Here is a 20080-nt window from a genome sequence, read left to right on the forward strand (position 1 = left end):
AGTGATCCCCATGGCCAAGCGAATCGATGTCAGCGGCCTCTCCGCCTTCTACGGCAGCCACAAGGCCATCGACGACATCTCCATGAGCGTCGAGCCCCGCTCGGTGACCGCCTTCATCGGCCCCTCCGGCTGCGGCAAGTCGACGTTCCTGCGCACCTTGAACCGCATGCACGAGGTCACCCCCGGCGGCCGCGTCGAGGGCAAGGTGCTCCTGGACGACGAGGACCTCTACGGTCCGGGCGTCGACCCGGTCGCGGTCCGCCGCACCGTCGGCATGGTCTTCCAGCGGCCCAACCCGTTCCCCACCATGTCGATCTTCGACAACGTCGCGGCCGGTCTGCGGCTCAACGGCACGGTCAAGAAGAAGTCCGAGCTGTCCGGCATCGTCGAGAAGTCCCTCAAGGGCGCCAACCTCTGGAACGAGGTCAAGGACCGCCTGAACAAGCCCGGCTCCGGCCTCTCCGGCGGTCAGCAGCAGCGCCTGTGCATCGCCCGCGCCATCGCCGTCGAACCGCAGGTCCTGCTGATGGACGAGCCCTGCTCGGCGCTCGACCCGATCTCCACCCTCGCCGTCGAGGACCTCATCGGCGAGCTGAAGGAGCGCTTCACGATCGTCATCGTGACGCACAACATGCAGCAGGCGGCGCGCGTCTCGGACCGTACGGCGTTCTTCAACCTCTCGGCGGTCGGGCAGCCCGGCACCCTCGTCGAGATCGACGACACCGAGCGGATCTTCTCCAACCCGTCCGTCCAGGCCACCGAGGACTACATCTCCGGCCGCTTCGGCTGAGCCGCCCGGCGGCCCCACCCGCGTCCTGCGGTGCTGCATGGCGGTGCCACCGCACGACGAAGGGCCCGCCCCTCCGAACCGGAGGGGCGGGCCCTTTCCTTCCGTCCCGTACGGGAACGGATCAGCCGAAGGCCAGTTGGACCACCCAGTAGGCGGCCGCGGCGACGATCGCCGCCGCCGGCATCGTGATGAACCAGCCCATCACGATGTTCTTGGCCACCCCCCAGCGCACCGCGCGCGAGCCCTTGGTCGAGCCCACACCCATGATCGCGGAGGTGATGACGTGCGTGGTGGAGATCGGCGCGTGGAACATGAACGACGCGGTGTACATCACCGACGCCGCCGTGGTCTCCGCGGCGAAACCCTGCGGCGGGTCCAGCTCGATGATCCGCCGCCCCAGCGTCCGCATGATCCGCCAGCCACCCGCGTACGTACCGAGCGACAGGGTGATCGCGCAGACCAGCTTCACCCAGACCGGAATGGCGTCGTTGGCGTCCTGCACATCGGCGATGACCAGCGCCATCACCACGATGCCCATGGTCTTCTGCGCGTCCTGCAGACCGTGGCCGAGCGCCATGCCCGCCGCCGAGACCGTCTGCGCTATACGGAAACCGCGCTTGGCACGGTGCGGATTGGCCCCGCGGAACAGCCACAGGATGACGACCATCACCAGATAACCGAGCACCAGCCCGATCACCGGCGAGATGAACATCGGCAGCACGACCTTCTCGATCACCCCGCCCCAGATCACCTCGGTGCCCCCCGCGAGCGCCGCGCCGACCATGCCGCCGAAGAGTGCGTGGGAGGAGGACGAGGGCAGACCGAAGTACCAGGTGACGAGGTTCCAGACCACCGCGCCGATCAGCGCGGCGAACAGGATGCCCATCCCCTTGTGGCCCTCGGGCGTGGAGATCAGCCCCTCACTGACCGTCTTGGCGACCCCGCTGCCCAGAAAGGCACCGGCGAGGTTCATCACGGCGGCCATCGCCAGCGCCGCCCGGGGCGTCAGCGCCCGGGTCGACACCGAGGTGGCGATGGCGTTCGCCGAGTCGTGGAAGCCGTTGGTATACGTGAAACCGAGCGCGACCGCGATGGTCACGACGAGCGCGAAGGTGTCCATGGCCGGGGCTCAGGACTCCTTGACCGCGATGGTCTCGACGGTATTGGCCACATGCTCGAAGGCGTCGGCCGCCTCTTCGAGGATGTCCACGATCTGCTTGAGCTTCAGCACCTCGATGGCGTCGTACTTGCCGTTGAAGAGGTGCGCGAGCAGCTTGCGGTGGATCTGGTCGGCCTGGTTCTCCAGACGGTTGACCTCGATCCAGTACTCGGTGAGGTTCGACATCGTCCGGAGGTTCGGCATCGCCTCGGCGGTCAGCTCCGCCGCCCGCGCCAGCACCTCGATCTGCTGCTCGACGCCCTTCGGCAGCTCCTCCACCTTGTAGAGGACGACGAGATCGACGGCCTCCTCCATGAAGTCCATGATGTCGTCGAGTGACGAGGCGAGGTTGTAGATGTCCTCGCGGTCGAAGGGCGTGATGAACGAGGAGTTGAGCTGGTGGAAGATCGCGTGGGTCGCGTCGTCCCCCGCGTGCTCCGCCGCCCGCATCCGCTCGGCGATCTCGGCCCGCGCGGAGGTGTCCGCCCCGAGCATTTCCATCAGGAGCTTCGAGCCGGTGACGATGTTGTCCGCGGACGCGGCGAACATGTCGTAGAAGCTCGTCTCCCTGGGGGTCAGACGAAAGCGCACGTGAAATCCTCGGGGTGCATCGGTTTCGGTCGAGTTGATGCTAGGCGCATCATCCAGCCACTGCTTACCAGCATTCCTTCAGTGTCGCCCATCGGGCAGCATGCTCTGCACGGGGTACCGCCGGTACCCGGAAAATTCGGTACCATATACCCACCAGGGGTATATGGACCGACGGGATACCACGGGAGACGGCCATGACGACCACGGACGCCGGCACGGACGGCACCACCGCAGCCGCCCCGGCCACCCCCGCCCCCCAGCCGAAAACCGCCCCCCAGGGCGACCCGAACGCCGTCACCGACCACGACCGCGGCATCCACGGCTACGCCCACCAGAAGGACGCCCACCTCAAGCGGCTGCGCCGCATCGAGGGCCAGATCCGCGGCCTCCAGCGGATGCTGGAGGAGGACGTCTACTGCATCGACATACTCACGCAGGTCTCGGCGAGCACGAAGGGCCTGCAGTCCTTCGGACTCCAGCTCCTGGAGGAACACCTGCGCCACTGCGTCGCCGACGCCGCGGTGCACGGCCCCGAGGCCATCGACGCCAAGGTCCAGGAAGCCACCAAGGCGATCGAGCGGATGCTGCGCACCTGACCGGCGCCGCGGCCACCCGCCCACCGCCGCGGCGCACCGGGCCCGCACCCGCCGGCGGCCCTTCGCTACGCGCCCCGGTGCCCGCCGACGTCCAGCAGTTCATCGATACGGTCCGGGCTCAGCCGCTCCTCGCTCGCGGCGGCGGCGGCGATCATCAGCTCGCCGATCAGCTCGATCTCGACGAGGGCCACGCGGTCCTGAACCGTCGCATCGCAGGTCACGGTCACGGACGACACCTTCCTTCGCGCGCCTCCCCCTCCGGGGCATCACCCCGCCCAGCGTAGAGACGCCCCCACTCCCCCGCCCATGGCACGGAAGGACCATTTCCGCCACCCCGCCCGGGTTACCACCCCCGCCCCCAGCCGCCGCACAGACGGCCGAAAACCGACGCCCAGAATCCGGCTTTCCGGGCCGGTAGGCGCCCGGGCCCGCCTGCGGCGATACCCCGGAGTCCCGCCCGGGGACCGGCCGCCCCGCCCTCACGCCCCGGCGGCCGCGACCCGCCCCGAGTAGATGGCCTCCTTCGGCGGCAGTGCCACCTCCGGCTTGCGGCCGAAGTCGGTGAGCCGGGTCGTCGACGTCACCGCCGCGCCGCGGGGCGAGCCGTTGGCGAAGCGGTAGTGCTGGCTGACCCGGCGCAGCCGCCCGGCGTCGTCCAGATACACGTCGAACGGCACCCGCCGGGTGGTGAACCCTTTTTCCGCCGCCGTCAGCACCGGGCGGGTCCGGGCCGACGCCGCCCCGGCGGCCGTCACGATGTCCGCCGTCCCGCTGTAGTGCCGCACCGCGACCCCGTCGAGCCGCGCCCGGCCCCGGTACGTCACCTCCCGCGCGCCCCGCAGCAGTTCGGCCGCGGCCAGCGGATCGGTGGCCCCGCCGGTGACGAGATTGCCGTCCGCGAGGCCCGTCGCATCGATCCGCACCCATTTGTCCGCGGGCACCCCGGCCCCGCGGTTCTTCATGTACAGCGCGCCCGGCACCAGGATCTCGGTGACCGGCGGGCGTGGCCCGTGCCCGTCGCCCGCCGCGTCCGGGAGCGTCAGCCGCAGCCGCCCCGTACCGCGCCGGAAGTCGTACTCACCGCTGCCCCGGATCGCGACCCGGGTGCCGCCGCTGACCGTCTCCATCGTCGAGGTGACCCGCGCCCCGCCCGCCCGCAGCAGCGCGTCCGCGCTGGTCCGCACCGCCCGTCCGGCCTCCGGGGAGCCCTCGCCCGGCAACCCGTCCGCGGACGCGCCGCCGGCCGAACACCCCGCCGTCAACAGCCCCGCCGCACACACCAGCGCCGCGACGAACGCGCCCGTCTCCCGCCTGACCTGCGCCACCATCGCGTACGAGCCCCTTCGGCCGTATTCCTGGGCGGGCCCGGGACGGCCGGTACCGGAGACCGCCGATCGGGCGCTCCGCTCACCGGCGGTCCGCGCCGGGCGGCCCGTTCCGGACGGCCGGTTTCCCACCGGCCGCCCCGTTCAACGACCGTTTCCGGGGCCCGTCACGCCATGCCACCCGGGGCGCGTAGCGTGGCGGGGTGACCGATCGCGCCCCGCACCCCCACGCTCCGGGCCCCTCCGTCCCCGGCCCGGCACCCGCCCCCGACGCCGCCCCCGCCGACGACACCGGGCACCGCACCTCCACCTCCGAACGCGGCTCCTTCATCTCCGCCGGCTGCTCCTGCGGCTGGCGCGGCGCCGCCCGCCGCGCCCGCTCCCAGGCCCGTACGGACGCCGAACGCCATCTGACCGCCGCCGCGCGACCGGAATGATCCCCCGTCCGGGAACCGCCAACTGCCCCGCCGCATCTGGGTAGGGAGAGAACGACGGCACCGGACACGGCCGTCGCGCCGCCCGGACCGACCTCCGGCCCGCGCGCCGCCACCGGGCACGCCCCACGGCGACGCCCGGCGCCCCGGTGCCGCACCCCTCGGCCACCGGCCGGACCCGTGGCCGTACGGGGACGCCGGACCACAACGAGGGGACATTCTCCAATGAAGCGCCGCACACTCCTGCAAACCGGTGGCGGTCTCGCGGCCACCTCGGTCGTCTGGGCCACCGGCTGCGGCCCGAACGGCGCGGCCTCCGGCTCCCCCTCCGCACCGGGCGGCGGCTCCCTCACCGCCACCGCCACCGGCTCCGACGCGAAACCGGCCGCCACCAAGGCCAATTGGAGCGCCCTCGGCAAGGGCCTCGACGGCACCCTCATCCGCCCCTCGGACGCCTCCTACGCCACGGCCGGCCGTCTCTACAACACCCGCTACGACTCCCTGAAGCCGTCGGCGGTCGCCTACGTCGCCCACCCCTCGGACATCGCCACCTGCCTGTCCTTCGCGCGCCGCTACCGCACCCCCGTCGCCATCCGCAGCGGCGGCCACTCCTACGCGGGCTACTCCAGCGGCAACGGCAAGCTCGTCATCGACGTATCGAAGCTCGATACCGTCGGCGCGCCCTCGGGCGGCGAGGTCGCGATCGGCGCGGGCGCCAGACTCATCGACGTCTACACCGGCCTCGGCGCCCACGGCGTCACCCTGCCCGGCGGCTCCTGCCCGACCGTCGCGATATCCGGCCTCACCCTCGGCGGCGGACACGGCGTCACCTCCCGTGCGTACGGCCTGACCTGCGACTCCCTCGTCGGTGCGACGGTCGTCACGGCCGACGGCAAGACCGTCGAGTGCGACGCCTCGCACCACTCCGACCTCTTCTGGGCACTGCGCGGCGCCGGCAACGGCAACTTCGGCGTCGTCACCGAACTCCGCTTCCGTACCCACCCGGCTCCCCGCTCGGTGATGGCGTACATGACGTGGCCGTGGGCGAAGGCGGCCCAGGTACTGGGGTCCTGGCAGAAGTGGGGCCCCTCGCAGGCGGACGAGATATGGTCCGCCTGCCATCTGGACGCCCGCCCCGGCGGCACCCCCTCCGTCTCCGTCGCGGCGTTCTCCATGGGCGGCTACCGCGACCTCCAGAACGCCGTCGACCAGCTCGCCGACCAGCCCGGCGGCCCGGGCCCCGCGGCCACCGTGCGGCTCACCCCCATCGACCACCTGGACGCGATGGAGGCGTACGCGGGCTGTTCCTCCAAGACGACGGCGCAGTGCCACGCGCCGGGTGCGCTGCCCGGCCGGACCGCCCCGGGTCAGCTCGGCCGCGAGACGTACGCGGCGCGCTCGCACTTCTACGACCGGCCGCTGTCGGCGTCGGGCATCCAGACGGCCCTGTCCCAGATCGAGAGCGGCGGCCACAAGGGCGTGACCGGCAACGTCGCGTTCACCGCGCTGGGCGGCGCGATCAACCGCGTCGGCGCCACCGACACCGCCTTCGTCCACCGCTCGTCGCGCTTCCTCGCGCAGTACCTGGCCTCCTGGCCGGCCGGCGGCTCGTCCGCGGGCCGCACCGCCTGGCTGAACACCTTCCACGACGCGATGCGCCGCCACTCCTCGGGCGCCGCCTACCAGAACTACACCGACCCGTCCCTGACCGACTGGAAGTCCGCCTACTACGGCCCCGCCGCCGCCCGCCTCGACCAGGTCAAGCGGACGTACGACCCGCAGCGGCTCTTCAGCACGTTCCCGCAGGCGCTGTAGGGATACGGGGGCGGGGCACCGGGTCGCGGCGGGTGGTGGCGGGCGGGCGTACGCCCGCCCTCACGCCGCCAGATCGCGCTCCGGCCGCTCGCCGCCGGGCGCCCCGGCGCGTACCGCCGGTCCGCCGGACGCGCCGTCCGCCGCCCGCTCCCCGCCCTCGGGCGCGTACCGCTCACCGTAGGTCTCCGCGAACGCCTGCGCGTACGCCGCCTCGACCGCCGCCTCGGCGTCCGGCGCCGCCACCGTCTCGGGGACCCCGGGCGCCCGGACCAGACGGCCCGCGCGGGACCGGCCCAGCCGGGTCATCAGCGGCACCAGCAGCGCCTGCGCGAGCGGCGCGAGCAGCAACACCACGGCGGTGCCCAGCGCGAACCCGCCGATGACGTCCGTCGGGTAGTGCAGGCCCAGGTAGATCCGGCAGAAGCCCTCGAACAGCGCCAGGCCGATACCGATCAGGCCGTACGAGCGGCGGACGAGGAAGAGACCGACGCCGACCGCCATGGCGAGCGTCGCGTGGTCGCTGACGAACGAGTAGTCCGTCTTCCCGGGGACGAGGACCGCCAGCGCGGGGTGGTCGTGGAACGGGCGGGGGCGGCCGACAATGGCCCGGATCGGGATGTTGGCGAGCAGCGCGAGACCGGCGGCGAGCGGCGCCCACACCAGCCCGGCGACGGCGGCGGGCGCCCCGGCGCGCCGCCGCACGGACCACCAGGCGAGCACGCACAGCACGGCGAGGGCGGCGAGCACGCCGTATTCGCCGAGATACTCCATCGTGTGGTTGACCCACGCCGGAGCATCCTTCGCGAGGCCGTTGATGCCGCCGAGCACGTCGGCGTCCGGGTCCGGCCCCTCAAGTGCGAGTCCAGCCATCTGCTGTGACCCCTTATCTTCCGCGCGCGCGAGCGCCGTGTGTGTGCTGCCGGCCCCCGTGGTCGTTCTGTTCCGCCGTGCCGCCACGACGGGCGCGCCCTCGCGTCCGGCCCGCCCGACGCCAAGAGAACGCGCTCGTCATCACGGTCGTTCCGCTCTCCACCCGATGATCACCAGCTCGTTGTCCCAGCGTGACGCGTACCGCGCGTCAGGCGCCTCATGTTCACGCGCTATTCGCACGCGGCAGCGCTTTCGCGCCATCGGAGGTGACGCGGGTGGCGCCGATGTAGTCCGGCACATCGATCTTGTCGAACCGGATCAGCGCGCCCGTGTGCGGGGCGTTGACCATGTACCCGCCGCCGACGTAGATCCCGACGTGGTGGATCGACCGCGGATCCGTCAGATCGTTGGCGAAGAAGACCAGATCACCGGGGAGCAGCTCATCGCGCTTGGGATGCGGACCGGCGTTCCACTGGTCGTTGGCCACCCGCGGCAGATCGATGCCGACCGAGTGGTACGCGGCCTGGGTCAGCCCGGAGCAGTCGAACCGGCCGTTCTGCGCGGCGGTACCCGTACCGCCCCAGAGATACGGCGTGCCGAGCTTCTCCTGCGCGTAGTAGATGGCGGCCGCCGCCTGCTTGGACGGCGCGACCGGCGCGGACGGCGCCTCGAAGCTCTTGGCGAGCGTGGTGATCGTCTTGACGTAGTTCTGCGTCTCGCCGTAGGGCGGGACACCGCTGTACTGGATGACGCGGTAGGCGCCCGCGTTGTACGCGGCGAGCATGTTGTGGGTGGCGTCGCCCGGCGCGTCCTTCACGTACTTCGCCAGCTCACAGTCGTACGACGCCGCCGACGCGATGGCGTCCGCCGGGTCCCAGACATCCCTCTTGCCGTCGCCGTTGCCGTCGATGCCGTGGGTGGCCCAGGTGCCGGGGATGAACTGCGCCATGCCCTGCGCGGCGGCGGGGCTCTGGGCCCGCGGGTTCCAGCCGCTCTCCTGGTAGAGCTGCGCGGCCAGCAGCGACGGGCTGATCGCCGGGCAGAGCTGCCCCCACTTCTGCACCAGCGACTGGTACTCGGCGGGCACCGCCCCCTTGGCCAGCCCGAGCGCCCGCCCGCCGGCCGCCCCGACGAGCCCGGTGGCCGCCGTGTACGTGCCGATCACGAGCAGCGCGACGAGACAGAGCATCAGCCCCGCCCCGATACCACCTGCAATCCAGAGTTTCCGCACGCCCCAACCCTCCCCCATCCGGGCTCACTTCGCCGCCGATTCCCCGCCACCCCTGGAAGTTCCCACCGCACGGCGGCGCACACCTCGGCGCAGGGGGCGCTCACCGGGGAGCGGCGTACGGGCCAGAGGCTACCGGGCGCGCCGGGCACCGGCCCCGCCCCCGGCGCCGCCCCGCGTCCCGACCGCACGCCCGGCGCCCCGCCGTGGGCAACGGCACACCGCGCGCCCGTCCGCCCGGCGCGCGGATACCGGACACTGGAGGCGAGGAGCGAGGACAGGAAGCGGACATGGATCCCAACAACCAGAAGCAGATGAACAAGCACCTCTGGTGGCGCGTGGCGTACTTCCTCTTCGCCATCCATCTCGTGGCCCTGCTGATGATCTTCGTGATGTCCCACGCGCCGAAGTGACGGCGTGACACCGTGCCGGTGTGGCGGCACCAGGCAGCACCGGCACGTCACGGAACCGCCGGCCCTCCGCCCCACGTCCCTCCCCGGGAAGTGCCGCAAGCCCCGGACCTGCCCCGACTCCTCCACCGCTCCCTCGCCCCCCGCCGACCTCGTACCGCCCAGGCACCGGCCCCGGTCCGACTCCGGTCCGACCCCGGGCAGGGCCCACCCTTCACCCAATCATTGCTCACGGTTATCATACGTGATACACACAGTGACATCTCTGACGTCGACGGGTGACGCGGGACGCCGGGCGAGCCGATCCTCACCCCACCCCCACGGGATCCGCGCAAGAATGCCGCCAAGTCGACATCCGGTGGTGTCTTTGTCGGCGAAGATGGAGACTGACCCCTGTCAGCACACGCGGGGGCCACAACTACCCATAAAGGGGCGGTGAGTTCAAAATGTTCATTGCGGCCGATAAGGGCGACATCTCCACCATCATCGGCGGAATCGCCCCGGACTGGGGCCCGTTCGGCAGCCTGGGCAACGAAGCGCGCGTGATGGTCGAGGTGGTCATGGCCATCGCGATCCTGCTCTGCCTGGGCATCGCCATCTGGGGCGCCGCCAAGCAGCGCATCGGCGCGACCGCGCTCCGCGACACCTTCAGCGCCGAGCAGGGCAAGGGCCTGATCGTCGCCGGCCTCACCGGCGTCTTCATCATCGGCTCGCTCGGCACCCTTTTCACGATCGTCTACGGCATGGCCGTGTAGCGCGCCCAGGGACGCCCCCGGCCGCCGCCCCTCCGGCGGCCGACGGGCCGTCACCACCCCGCCGCCGCACGCCCGCGCGGCCCAACCGGTCGCCGCACCCCGGGCCGGACCGGAACGCCACCGGCACCACCGCATGCGCCCCGTCCGCCGCCCGCGTGCCTCCATCCACCCCCCGACGGCCCCATCTCCCGCGCCGAGGCCCCATGCTGACGTCCGCCCGCCCCTGCCCAGCCGGCCTCCCGGCCGGCCCCGGCACGCCCGCGACCAGCGGACCGGTTGGGGCGGCCGCCCCGTGGGGACAGGTCCGTCCGGGGGGAAGCAGGCCACCGCGGGAGGGGGCGGAACGGGTGCACGCCAAGGGGACGAAAGCCCCCAAGTCCCCCATTCGCTCCCACCGCACAGCAGCTGAGGAACCGTCACCGTGAGATGTACTCGTACCACTTCACCCGAGCCGCCGACCGCGCGGCTACGGTCATACGAGGGCAGCGCCACAGCGGCGAGGACGGCGGAGACGGCAATGACGGTTGAGGGGGCACGTACGCGATGAGTACCAGCGACGACGGCTACGGCGGCGATTACACGAACCCCACCGGCCAGACCCGCACCAGACTCCCGGACAGCGAGGGCGACATCTACGGCTCGGGGCGCCGGTCCCGGTCCGGTCTGTCGAGCCGGAACCTCATCGCCGTCGTCGGCGTGGTGGTCCTCCTCATCGCCGCCATCGCCTTCGCCAACCGCGGCACCTCCTCCCCCGGAACCGACGACGCCGCGAACGGCACCCCCGGCAAAGCCCCCGCCGCCCGCCCCACCGCCCCCACCGGCACCGACCCGGTGGAAGGCAAGAACGGCACCATCGCCAAGGGCTTCGCCAAGACCGAACAGGGGGCCCAGTCGGCGGCGGCGAATTATGCGGTGGCGCTGGGGTCCGAGCGGATGTTCCGCGCGGACGGCCGCCACGAGATCCTGGCCGCCGTCTACACCCCCGGCATGGCCGCCCAGCTCAAGGCGTCGCAGGACAAGGCGTACTCCCCCACGTTCCTGAAGCGGCTCGGGCTCGACGCCGCGGGCAACGCCCCCCGGGGCAAGAACTTCATCTCCCGCACCATCCCGGTGGGGACCAAGGTCGAGAAGTTCGGCGACGGCGCCGCCAAGGTGTCCGTCTGGTACACGGCCCTGATCGGGCTGGCCGGTACGGGTTCCACGGACCCGGTGCGCTCGGACTGGAAGACCTGGACCTTCGATCTGACCTGGACCGGCGGCGACTGGAAGATCGCCGCCGACACCCAGAAGAGCGGGCCCGCCCCGGTGACGGGCGATGTCCCGGCCTCCGGCGCGGAAGAGATCACCAAGGCGGTCGACGAGTTCGGAGGGTTCACTTATGCCCGGTAACACCCGCCGCCGCGCAACCTCGGTGGCCGCCCTGCTGGCCGGTGCGCAGGCGACACTCTTCATGCTGGCGACCAGGGCCATGGCCGCACCGTCACCCGACCCCTCACCGAGCGGGGGCGGCGACGCCTGCGACGCACTGTCCGGCCCCGCCAAGGACTACTGCCAGGACGGCGACAAGGCCCCCGGCGGCGCCCCCACGCCCGGGCTGACCGACAACAACCCCCTCGACCCCCTCACCTCCCTCGCCAAGGGATGCGCCAAGGCCGCTGCGTGGATCGTCGACAAGCTGGCGGAAGCCGTGAAGGCGACCTCGCAGATCGACTTCACCAACGCCGCCTTCCTGCGGCAGTACGCCGTCGTCTTCGCCGCCTCGACCGTCCTCACCCTCGTCCTGTGGCTCCTCGCCGTCGCCAAGCGCGCCGTGCGGGGTGTCCGGCTGACGGAGGCGATCAGCGAAGCCGTCGGGTTCCTCTGGCTGACCGTGCTCGCCTCCGCGTTCACGCCGCTGATCCTTTACACCGTGGTCTCCGCGACCGACGGCATCACCGAGATCATCGCGAAGGGCACCGGTGCGAAGACCGACACCTTCTTCGGCGCGTTCTCCGAGGCGCTGACCAAGGGCACCGACATCGGCGGCGGCCCGATCATGCTGATCGTCGTCTCGCTGGTCTCGGTGCTCGCCGCCGGTGTGCTCTGGCTGGAGCTGGTGATCCGCGCCGCGCTGCTGTACGTCGGCGCGCTGCTGGGCACCGTCGTGTACGCCGGGCTCGTCGACAAGAACATGTGGGGCCACGTCCGCCGCTGGGCCGGGATCATGATCGCCGTGATCATGGTGAAGCCGGTGATCGTGATCGTCCTCGGGATCGCGGGGGCGCTCTCCTCCGACGAGGGTCCCAACGCCTTCTCCGCCGTCGTCTCCGGCCTCGCCATCATCGTCCTCGCGATCTTCGCCAGCGCGATGATCTACCGTTTCGTCCCCGGTTTCGGCGACGAGATGATCTCCGCCCGGACGAACAAGGGCCGCGCCACCGACGGCAGCCAGGCGGCCGCCATGGTCTCCTCGCCCGCCGCCCTCGTCTCACAGGGCATCAAGACCCACAGCACCCGCAAGTCCGACGGCGGCGGCCAGTCCCAGGGCGGGGGCGGCCAGTCCCCCGCCAACACCGTCGCCGGCGGCGTGGCCGCGCACAGCACCCGCAACGCCCCGCCGGCCCCCCGTACCAACCCCGGCACCGGCGCCCCCAGTTCCGGCAAGTCAGCAGGAGGTGAAGGGCGGTGACCACCCATCCGCAACCGATCGCGCCCCGCAGGACATATCTGATCGGCCGCGCCCGGCCCAACGCCGTCGTCGGCAAGAACCGCGAGACCGGCGAGATCGCCCTGATCATCGCCTGCGCCTTCCTCGGCATGATGTGCGGTCTGCTGATCCAGGTCCTCGCCCTGCGGATCATCGCCCTGACCGGCTTCCCGGTGCTGGGCCTGGCCGCCGTGTACGTCCCGTACAAGGGCCGTACGTTCTACAAGTGGTTCGAGATCCGGCGCAGCTACCGGCGGACGCTGCGCCGCGGCACCGCCTACCGTTCCGCCGCCGCCGAGGCCGGCACCCGGCTCGACGGCCGGGAGGTCGAGATCGGCCCGCCGCCCGGCGTCGGCCGTATCAACTGGCTCGCCGCCCCCTTCGGCCCCGACGAGATCGCCGTCCTCCTGCACGCCGACCGCCGCACCGTCACCGCCGCCATCGAGATCGAGGGCCCCGGCGTCGGTCTGCGCGACAGCGAGGACCAGGAGGCGCTGGTCGACCGCTTCGGCACGCTCCTCAAGCACGTCGCCAACGGCGACGGCTTCGTCACCCGCCTGCAGATCCTGGCCCGCACCCTGCCCGCCGACCCGGACGCGCACGCCAAGGACGTCGCCCAGCGCGGCGACGCCTCCTCCCCCGCCTGGCTCCAGGAGTCGTACGACCAGCTCCAGTCGATGGTCTCCACCTCCTCCGAGCAGCACCGCGCCTACCTCGTCGCCTGTATGCACTACGACCGCGAGCTGGCCGCCGAGGCGATGACGATGGCCCGCGCCGCCGCCACCCAGTACGGCGGCACGGGCCGCGGCAAACTCGACCGGGACGCCGGACTCGCCGTCGTCATGGCCCGCGAGCTGACCGACATCTGCGCCCGCCTCGCCGAGGCCGACATCCGCGTCCGCCAGCCGCTCGGCCAGGCCCGCCTCGCCTCCCTCGTGCACTCCATGTACGACCCGGACCACCCCATCGACCACATCCAGGCGATGAGCAAGCGCAACGCCTGGCCCGCCGAGCTGGACGCGGTCGAGCCGACGTACCTCCAGGCCAAGACCCGCGAGTCGACGACCCGCGCCCCCTGGTGCCACGCCACCGCCTGGATCAAGGAGTGGCCGCTGACCCCGGTCGGCGTCAACTTCCTCGCCCCGCTGCTGGTCCACACCCCGGACGTGATCCGTACCGTCGCGGTCTGCATGGACCTGGAGCCCACCGAGATCGCCATCGAGCGGATGCTGACGGAGAAGACCAACGACGACGCCGAGGCCAGCCGCGCCGCGAAGATGAACCGCGTCGTCGACCCCCGCGACGTCGCCCACCACGGCCGCGTCGACCAGCGCGGTGAGGACCTCGCCTCCGGAGCCGCCGGCGTCAACCTCGTCGGCTATCTGACGGTCTCCTCCCGCTCCCCCGAGGCGCTCGCCCGCGACAAGCGCACCATCCGCGCCTCGGCCGGAAAGTCCTATCTCAAGCTGGAGTGGTGCGACCGCGAGCACCACCGGGCGTTCGTCAACACCCTGCCGTTCGCGACCGGAATCCGCCGCTAAGCCGCTGGGAGGCGCGTACGTCATGGCCATGCTCGATCCGCTCGGAGCGCTCACCGACGCCTTCACGACCTTCCTGTTCGGGAAGGTGGAGACGACGCGGCTGCCCGTACGCACCTCCACCGGACAGGCGCAGGCCGTCTATCTGCCCACCGCCGCCCCCGGACTCGGCGACTCCGGCGTCATCATCGGCCGCGAGGTCTACAGCGGCAAGGGCTACATCTACGACCCGTTCCAGCTCTACGGCCAGCAGCTCCCGGCCCCGCACTGGCTGGTACTCGGCGAATCCGGCAACGGCAAGTCCGCGCTGGAGAAGACGTACGTACTGCGCCAGCTCCGCTTCCGGGACCGGCAGGTCGTCGTCCTCGACGCCCAGGGCGAGGACGGCGTCGGCGAGTGGAACCTCATCGCCGAGCAACTGGGCATCACGCCCATCCGCCTCGACCCGACCGCCGCCCTCAACGGCGGCATCCGCCTCAACCCGCTCGACCCGTCGATCACCACCACCGGCCAGCTCGCGCTGCTGCGGACGATCATCGAGGTCGCGATGGGCCACGGCCTGGACGAACGCTCCGGCTTCGCCCTCAAGGTCGCCCACGCAACCGTCCTCGGCGAGTTCGGCGGCGCGGGCGGCGACTCCGGCGCACCGCGCCAGCCCGTCCTCACCGACATCGTCGAGCAGTTGCGCCACCCGGAGGCCGAGGCCGCCGAGGCGATGAATGTCGACATAGACGATGTCCGGGCGTGGGGCCTAGACGTCGCGCTCGTCCTCGACCGTCTCGTCGACGGTGACCTGCGCGGCATGTTCGACGGCCCGACCTCCGCGGGCATCGACCTCGACGCCCCGCTGATCGTCTTCGACCTCTCGCACATCGACCGCAACTCCATCGCCATGCCGATCCTCATGGCGATCGTCGGCGTCTGGCTGGAGCACACCTGGATCCGCCCGGACCGCAAGAAGCGCATCTTCCTGGTGGAGGAGGCGTGGCACATCATCAACTCCCCCTTCGTCGCGCAGCTCTTCCAGCGGCTGCTGAAGTTCGGCCGCCGCCTCGGCCTCTCCTTCGTCGCCGTCGTCCACCACCTCAGCGACGTCGTCGACGGCGCCGCCGCCCGGGAAGCCGCCGCCATCCTCAAGATGGCCTCGACCCGCACCATCTACGCCCAGAAGGCCGACGAGGCCCGCGCCACCGGCCAGGTCCTGGGCCTGCCCCGCTGGGCCGTCGAGATCATCCCGACGCTGACGCCCGGCATCGCCGTCTGGGACGTCAACGGCAACGTCCAGGTCGTCAAACACCTCATCACCGAGGCGGAACGCCCGCTGGTCTACACCGACCGCGCGATGACCGAGGCGTCCGAGGTCTCCGCCGCCTCCGCCCTGCCCACCGACGAGGCCCGCGCCCTGGAAGCCGCCGCCGACGCCGAGGCCGAACAGCGCGCCGAGGCCCTGGCCCTGGCCCGCCAGCTCCAGGGCGAGTCGAGCGAGACGGTGGCGTGACCCCCCGCGGCCCGGCCCCCCGGGACGGCCACCCAGGGGCGTACGACGACGGCTACGCGCCCCCCGGCGCCCGGCACGACCAGGAGGCCGGCCGCACCGGGACGTACGCCCGACGGGGCGGCCCCGCGGGTGCGTACGACGACCGGTACGCACCCCGAGGCGGCCACCCCGCGCCGTACGACGACCGGTACGACCCACGGGGCGGCCACCCGGAGCCGCACGCCACCGGACCGCACGGCCCCCGGTACGGCGGCCCCCGGCCCGCCCGCGGCCCCCGGCAGCACGGCGGCGTCCCGGACTCCCTCCTCCTCGGCCTGCTGGGCTTCCTCCTCGGCCTGAGCGTCCTGATCTGGACGGCGACCGGCCTCGCCGGGCTCCTCAGCCACGGCGCCTGGCCGGACGGCGTCAGCTACTCCGGCACCCCCGGCGCCCTCCGCCACCTCGTCACCGAACCGCACGACCTCCCCGGCGCCTGGCCCGCCACCCCCAAGACCCAGCTCTCCGGCTACGGCCTCTTCTGGGGCCTGCTCATCGGCGAACTGATGGCCCTGCTGGTCCTGACCCTCTTCATCCTCGGCACCCTCACCCGCTACCGCGCCGTCCGCCGCGCCCGCCGCACAGCCCCTCGGGGACCGTCCGGATACGCCCCTACGGACTCCGCCCCGGCCGCTCCTGGGGCTACGGGCCCCGCTGCCACCGGTACACCGCCGGAATCCGCCCCGTCACTTGACGCCCCCTCAACCAACGCCCCACGCACGCCCTTCGGCACGGACACGCCGCCCGCCACGGGCGTCACGACGCCCACCCCTACGGAGACGGCCACCGGGAACAGCCCCGGCACCCTCAACGCCGCTTCCCTTACGGGTACGGCCTCCGGCGCGACCACGGATTCCGGCACATCCCTCGGGGGAGGCGCAGCCCTTGGGGCAAGCGCGGCCGCCGCCCCGGGCGCAGCCCTCGGCACGACTCCCGCCCCGGGCACGCCCCTCGTCGCGGGCACGGCCCCCGGCCCCAGCGTTTCCCCGGACACGCCCACCACAGCTCCCGGTACGAGCACCCCCTTCCCCGGGGGCGCGCTCGCCGCCGCAGCCGCCACCTCTCTCACCGGCGCAGCCTCCACGCCTCTGCCCGGCGCCTCCCCCGAACCGCCTCTGCCCCGTCTCCTCTTCGGCACGGACCGCACCGCCGCCACCGCCGCGGCGCTCGCCGCCGTCGCCGCGGCCCCGGGCCCCGTCGTCGTGGCGACCACCGATCCGTCCCTCTGGTCGGCCTCCAAGGACGCCCGCGCCAAACTCGGCCCCGTCCTCGCCTACGACCCGGCGCACCGCCTCGACACCCCGTCCCGTCTCCGCTGGTCACCGACGGCCGGCTGCGAGGACCTCGCCACCGCCGCCTCCCGCGCCGCCGCGCTGCTGGCCCCCGTGGCACCGCACAGTCCGTTGGACGCGGCCGTCGCCGACGCCGCCCGGACGCTGCTGCGCTGCTGGCTGCACGCGGCCGCACTGGACGGACGCCCGTTCCGCCAACTGCACCGCTGGGCACACGCCACCGGCGGCGCCCAGGAACCGGTCCGCGTCCTGCGCACCGACCCGAAGTCCGCCCCCGGCCAGGCGGGCGAGCTGGAATCCGTCCTGACCGCCCACCCGGAACGCCGCGACCAGGCGAAGAAGCTGGCGGACCGGGCCCTGTCCGCCCTCGGCTCCGTCCACATCCGCGACGCCTGCAACGCCCAGCGCGCCGACGCCCTCGCCCTCGATTCCTTCCTCGACGAGGGCGGCACGCTCTACGTCGTCGGCGATGCCCTGGAGGACCCGCGCCCCGACCCGGGCACGATGCCGCTGCTCACCGCGCTCCTGACGTACGTCGTCGAGCACGGCCGCCGGCTGGCCACCCGCTCCTCCACCGGGCGCCTCGATCCGCCGCTCACCCTCGTCCTGGACGACATCGCCGCACTGGCCCCGCTGCCGGCCCTACCGGACCTCCTCCGTACGGACCCGCCCCGCGGCCTGCTCACCCTCGCCACGATGCGCTCCCCGGAACAGGCCCGCGCCCGCTGGCCCCACGCGACTCCGCCCCTCTGAGCCGTACACCCCGGGGCGGCCCACCCGCTACAACCGGGCCAGCGCCATCTCCCGTTCGACGGCCTCCGCATTCCGCGGATCCGCCGCCGTCCGCCCCGTAGGGGCGAACCCCAGCGCCCGGTACAGCCCCTCCGCCGGCGCGTTCTCCTCGTGCACCCACACCCGTACGCGGGCCACCACCGGCTCCGAAAGGCTCCACGACCAGCCGAGCGCCGCCTCGAACAGCTCCCGCGACAGCCCCGTCCCCCGGTATTCGGGCCGTACGTAGGCCGCCACGATCTCCGTCTGTGCCACCTCGGCCTCGGCGTCCAGCCGCACCACGACCATTCCGCCCCAACTGCCGTCCGGGCCCTCACCGATGAGTGTCAGCGCGGTGCCGCTCTCATCACTCCGCGCGGCCCGTTCCTGCCAGTACTCCGCCGGCTGCGCCGCGACTTCCTCGAACGTCTCCCGGAACGCCACCCGCGCCACGGAATCCGCCAGCGCCGCCAGCCGCAGCTCCTTGAGCCGCTTCCACTCGTCCGCCTTCACCGGTCTGATCAGGTACGCCATTGCCACAGCATCGCAGCGCCCGCCCCCGCTGACCAGTGAAATCCACAGGCACAACGCAAAAATGCTCCGGTCTCCGCAACCAAACTGGTTGCGGAGACCGGAGCTAAAAATTGTTCGGCGGCGTCCTACTCTCCCACAGAGTCCCCTCTGCAGTACCATCGGCGCTGAAAGGCTTAGCTTCCGGGTTCGGAATGTAACCGGGCGTTTCCCTAACGCAATGACCACCGAAACACTATGAAGTTAACCAACCCGGCACAACACAGGTCGTTACTTCAGAACCTACACAGTGGACGCGAGCAACTGAGGACAAGCCCTCGGCCTATTAGTACCAGTCAACTCCAACCGTTACCGGTCTTCCATATCTGGCCTATCAACCCAGTCGTCTACTGGGAGCCTTACCCCATCAAGTGGGAGGGAGCCCTCATCTCGAAGCAGGCTTCCCGCTTAGATGCTTTCAGCGGTTATCCTTTCCGAACGTAGCCAACCAGCCATGCCCTTGGCAGAACAACTGGCACACCAGAGGTTCGTCCGTCCCGGTCCTCTCGTACTAGGGACAGCCCTTCTCAAGACTCCTACGCGCACAGCGGATAGGGACCGAACTGTCTCACGACGTTCTAAACCCAGCTCGCGTACCGCTTTAATGGGCGAACAGCCCAACCCTTGGGACCGACTCCAGCCCCAGGATGCGACGAGCCGACATCGAGGTGCCAAACCATCCCGTCGATATGGACTCTTGGGGAAGATCAGCCTGTTATCCCCGGGGTACCTTTTATCCGTTGAGCGACGGCGCTTCCACAAGCCACCGCCGGATCACTAGTCCCTACTTTCGTACCTGCTCGACCCGTCAGTCTCACAGTCAAGCTCCCTTGTGCACTTACACTCAACACCTGATTGCCAACCAGGCTGAGGGAACCTTTGGGCGCCTCCGTTACCCTTTAGGAGGCAACCGCCCCAGTTAAACTACCCACCAGACACTGTCCCTGATCCGGATCACGGACCCAGGTTAGACATCCAGCACGACCAGAGTGGTATTTCAACAACGACTCCACAACCACTGGCGTGGCCGCTTCACAGTCTCCCACCTATCCTACACAAGCCGAACCGAACACCAATATCAAGCTATAGTAAAGGTCCCGGGGTCTTTCCGTCCTGCTGCGCGAAACGAGCATCTTTACTCGTAGTGCAATTTCACCGGGCCTATGGTTGAGACAGTCGAGAAGTCGTTACGCCATTCGTGCAGGTCGGAACTTACCCGACAAGGAATTTCGCTACCTTAGGATGGTTATAGTTACCACCGCCGTTTACTGGCGCTTAAGTTCTCAGCTTCGCCATGACGAATCATGACTAACCGGTCCCCTTAACGTTCCAGCACCGGGCAGGCGTCAGTCCGTATACATCGCCTTACGGCTTCGCACGGACCTGTGTTTTTAGTAAACAGTCGCTTCTCGCTGGTCTCTGCGGCCACCACCAGCTCACGGAGAAAATCCGATCACCAGCAATGGCCCCCCTTCTCCCGAAGTTACGGGGGCATTTTGCCGAGTTCCTTAACCATAGTTCACCCGAACGCCTCGGTATTCTCTACCTGACCACCTGAGTCGGTTTAGGGTACGGGCCGCCATGAAACTCGCTAGAGGCTTTTCTCGACAGCATAGGATCATCCACTTCACCACAATCGGCTCGGCATCAGGTCTCACCCACCATGTCATCCGGATTTGCCTAGATGACGGGCTACACCCTTACCCCGGGACAACC

18 protein-coding genes and 2 rRNA genes (1 of these 20 running past the window's edge) are annotated in these 20080 nt (G+C 71.0%); 11 read left to right on the plus strand and 9 right to left on the minus strand.

Going from position 1 to position 20080, the window contains the following annotated elements:
• The first annotated feature begins 10 nt into the window (after positions 1-10).
• Positions 11-790, plus strand: coding sequence for a phosphate ABC transporter ATP-binding protein PstB (gene pstB, locus ACGH2B_RS10645; protein ID WP_399087382.1), 780 nt, complete (start codon positions 11-13; stop codon positions 788-790).
• A gap of 121 nt (positions 791-911) precedes the next feature.
• Here the strand turns inward: pstB and ACGH2B_RS10650 are convergent, their stop codons facing one another.
• Both ACGH2B_RS10650 and ACGH2B_RS10655 read right to left on the minus strand, forming a co-directional pair.
• The gene (locus ACGH2B_RS10650; RefSeq protein WP_399087384.1) at positions 912-1910 is read right to left on the minus strand and encodes an anion permease; all 999 of its coding nucleotides are present in this window, start codon (positions 1908-1910) and stop codon (positions 912-914) included.
• Positions 1911-1919: 9 nt separating this feature from the next.
• Entirely contained in the window at positions 1920-2540 is a 621-nt protein-coding gene (locus tag ACGH2B_RS10655; protein ID WP_030286220.1) for a DUF47 domain-containing protein, read from the minus strand.
• Positions 2541-2734: 194 nt separating this feature from the next.
• Here ACGH2B_RS10655 and ACGH2B_RS10660 point away from each other — a divergent pair, with 194 nt between their 5' ends.
• Positions 2735-3136 carry a metal-sensitive transcriptional regulator gene (locus ACGH2B_RS10660; RefSeq protein ID WP_399087386.1) on the plus strand — a complete coding sequence of 134 codons (402 nt, stop codon included), beginning with the start codon at positions 2735-2737 and terminating at the stop codon, positions 3134-3136.
• Positions 3137-3201: 65 nt separating this feature from the next.
• Here the strand turns inward: ACGH2B_RS10660 and ACGH2B_RS10665 are convergent, their stop codons facing one another.
• Positions 3202-3363 (minus strand): hypothetical protein, encoded by a 162-nt coding sequence (locus tag ACGH2B_RS10665; RefSeq protein ID WP_399087388.1) that lies wholly within the window; start codon positions 3361-3363, stop codon positions 3202-3204.
• A 252-nt stretch (positions 3364-3615) separates the two neighbouring features.
• Positions 3616-4464, minus strand: a complete 849-nt coding sequence (locus tag ACGH2B_RS10670; RefSeq protein WP_399087390.1) for a hypothetical protein — start codon at positions 4462-4464, stop codon at positions 3616-3618.
• Between the two features lie 200 nt (positions 4465-4664).
• On the opposite strand from ACGH2B_RS10670, the gene ACGH2B_RS10675 reads away from it, so the two are divergent.
• Positions 4665-4898: a hypothetical protein gene (locus ACGH2B_RS10675; protein WP_399087392.1), complete on the plus strand. Its 234-nt coding sequence runs from the start codon at positions 4665-4667 to the stop codon at positions 4896-4898.
• Positions 4899-5120: 222 nt separating this feature from the next.
• Positions 5121-6710: an FAD-binding oxidoreductase gene (locus ACGH2B_RS10680; RefSeq protein WP_399087394.1), complete on the plus strand. Its 1590-nt coding sequence runs from the start codon at positions 5121-5123 to the stop codon at positions 6708-6710.
• Positions 6711-6770: 60 nt separating this feature from the next.
• Here ACGH2B_RS10680 and ACGH2B_RS10685 read toward each other — a convergent pair whose 3' ends face one another.
• Both ACGH2B_RS10685 and ACGH2B_RS10690 read right to left on the minus strand, forming a co-directional pair.
• On the minus strand, positions 6771-7580 hold the full coding sequence (locus ACGH2B_RS10685; RefSeq protein WP_399087396.1) for a phosphatase PAP2 family protein: 810 nt from the start codon (positions 7578-7580) through the stop codon (positions 6771-6773).
• Between the two features lie 223 nt (positions 7581-7803).
• Positions 7804-8811 carry an NlpC/P60 family protein gene (locus ACGH2B_RS10690; RefSeq protein ID WP_399087398.1) on the minus strand — a complete coding sequence of 336 codons (1008 nt, stop codon included), beginning with the start codon at positions 8809-8811 and terminating at the stop codon, positions 7804-7806.
• Positions 8812-9098: 287 nt separating this feature from the next.
• On the opposite strand from ACGH2B_RS10690, the gene ACGH2B_RS10695 reads away from it, so the two are divergent.
• From ACGH2B_RS10695 to ACGH2B_RS10725, 7 genes are all read left to right on the plus strand, one after another.
• Positions 9099-9221 (plus strand): hypothetical protein, encoded by a 123-nt coding sequence (locus ACGH2B_RS10695; RefSeq protein ID WP_399087400.1) that lies wholly within the window; start codon positions 9099-9101, stop codon positions 9219-9221.
• A 443-nt stretch (positions 9222-9664) separates the two neighbouring features.
• Positions 9665-9973, plus strand: coding sequence for a hypothetical protein (locus ACGH2B_RS10700; RefSeq protein WP_399087402.1), 309 nt, complete (start codon positions 9665-9667; stop codon positions 9971-9973).
• A gap of 543 nt (positions 9974-10516) precedes the next feature.
• Positions 10517-11362 carry a hypothetical protein gene (locus ACGH2B_RS10705; protein WP_399087404.1) on the plus strand — a complete coding sequence of 282 codons (846 nt, stop codon included), beginning with the start codon at positions 10517-10519 and terminating at the stop codon, positions 11360-11362.
• A complete protein-coding gene (locus ACGH2B_RS10710) occupies positions 11352-12641 on the plus strand; it encodes a hypothetical protein (protein WP_399087405.1) in 1290 nt (429 codons plus the stop codon). Before ACGH2B_RS10705 ends, ACGH2B_RS10710 begins: the two co-directional genes overlap by 11 nt.
• On the plus strand, positions 12638-14200 hold the full coding sequence (locus tag ACGH2B_RS10715) for an SCO6880 family protein (protein WP_399087407.1): 1563 nt from the start codon (positions 12638-12640) through the stop codon (positions 14198-14200). The genes ACGH2B_RS10710 and ACGH2B_RS10715 overlap by 4 nt, the downstream gene beginning before the upstream one ends.
• 28 nt (positions 14201-14228) lie before the next feature.
• A complete protein-coding gene (locus ACGH2B_RS10720; protein ID WP_399096915.1) occupies positions 14229-15695 on the plus strand; it encodes an ATP-binding protein in 1467 nt (488 codons plus the stop codon).
• Positions 15692-17776, plus strand: a complete 2085-nt coding sequence (locus ACGH2B_RS10725; RefSeq protein WP_399087409.1) for a type VI secretion protein — start codon at positions 15692-15694, stop codon at positions 17774-17776. Before ACGH2B_RS10720 ends, ACGH2B_RS10725 begins: the two co-directional genes overlap by 4 nt.
• A gap of 27 nt (positions 17777-17803) precedes the next feature.
• Here the strand turns inward: ACGH2B_RS10725 and ACGH2B_RS10730 are convergent, their stop codons facing one another.
• The 3 genes from ACGH2B_RS10730 to ACGH2B_RS10740 all read right to left on the minus strand — a co-directional run.
• On the minus strand, positions 17804-18328 hold the full coding sequence (locus ACGH2B_RS10730) for a GNAT family N-acetyltransferase (RefSeq protein WP_399087411.1): 525 nt from the start codon (positions 18326-18328) through the stop codon (positions 17804-17806).
• Positions 18329-18440: 112 nt separating this feature from the next.
• Positions 18441-18557 (minus strand): 5S ribosomal RNA (gene rrf / locus ACGH2B_RS10735).
• A gap of 73 nt (positions 18558-18630) precedes the next feature.
• Positions 18631-20080, minus strand: a 23S ribosomal RNA gene (locus tag ACGH2B_RS10740); it runs 1671 nt beyond the window's last position.

It is taken from the genome of Streptomyces sp. BBFR2, from assembly GCF_044497305.1.
Lineage (GTDB): Bacteria > Actinomycetota > Actinomycetes > Streptomycetales > Streptomycetaceae > Streptomyces.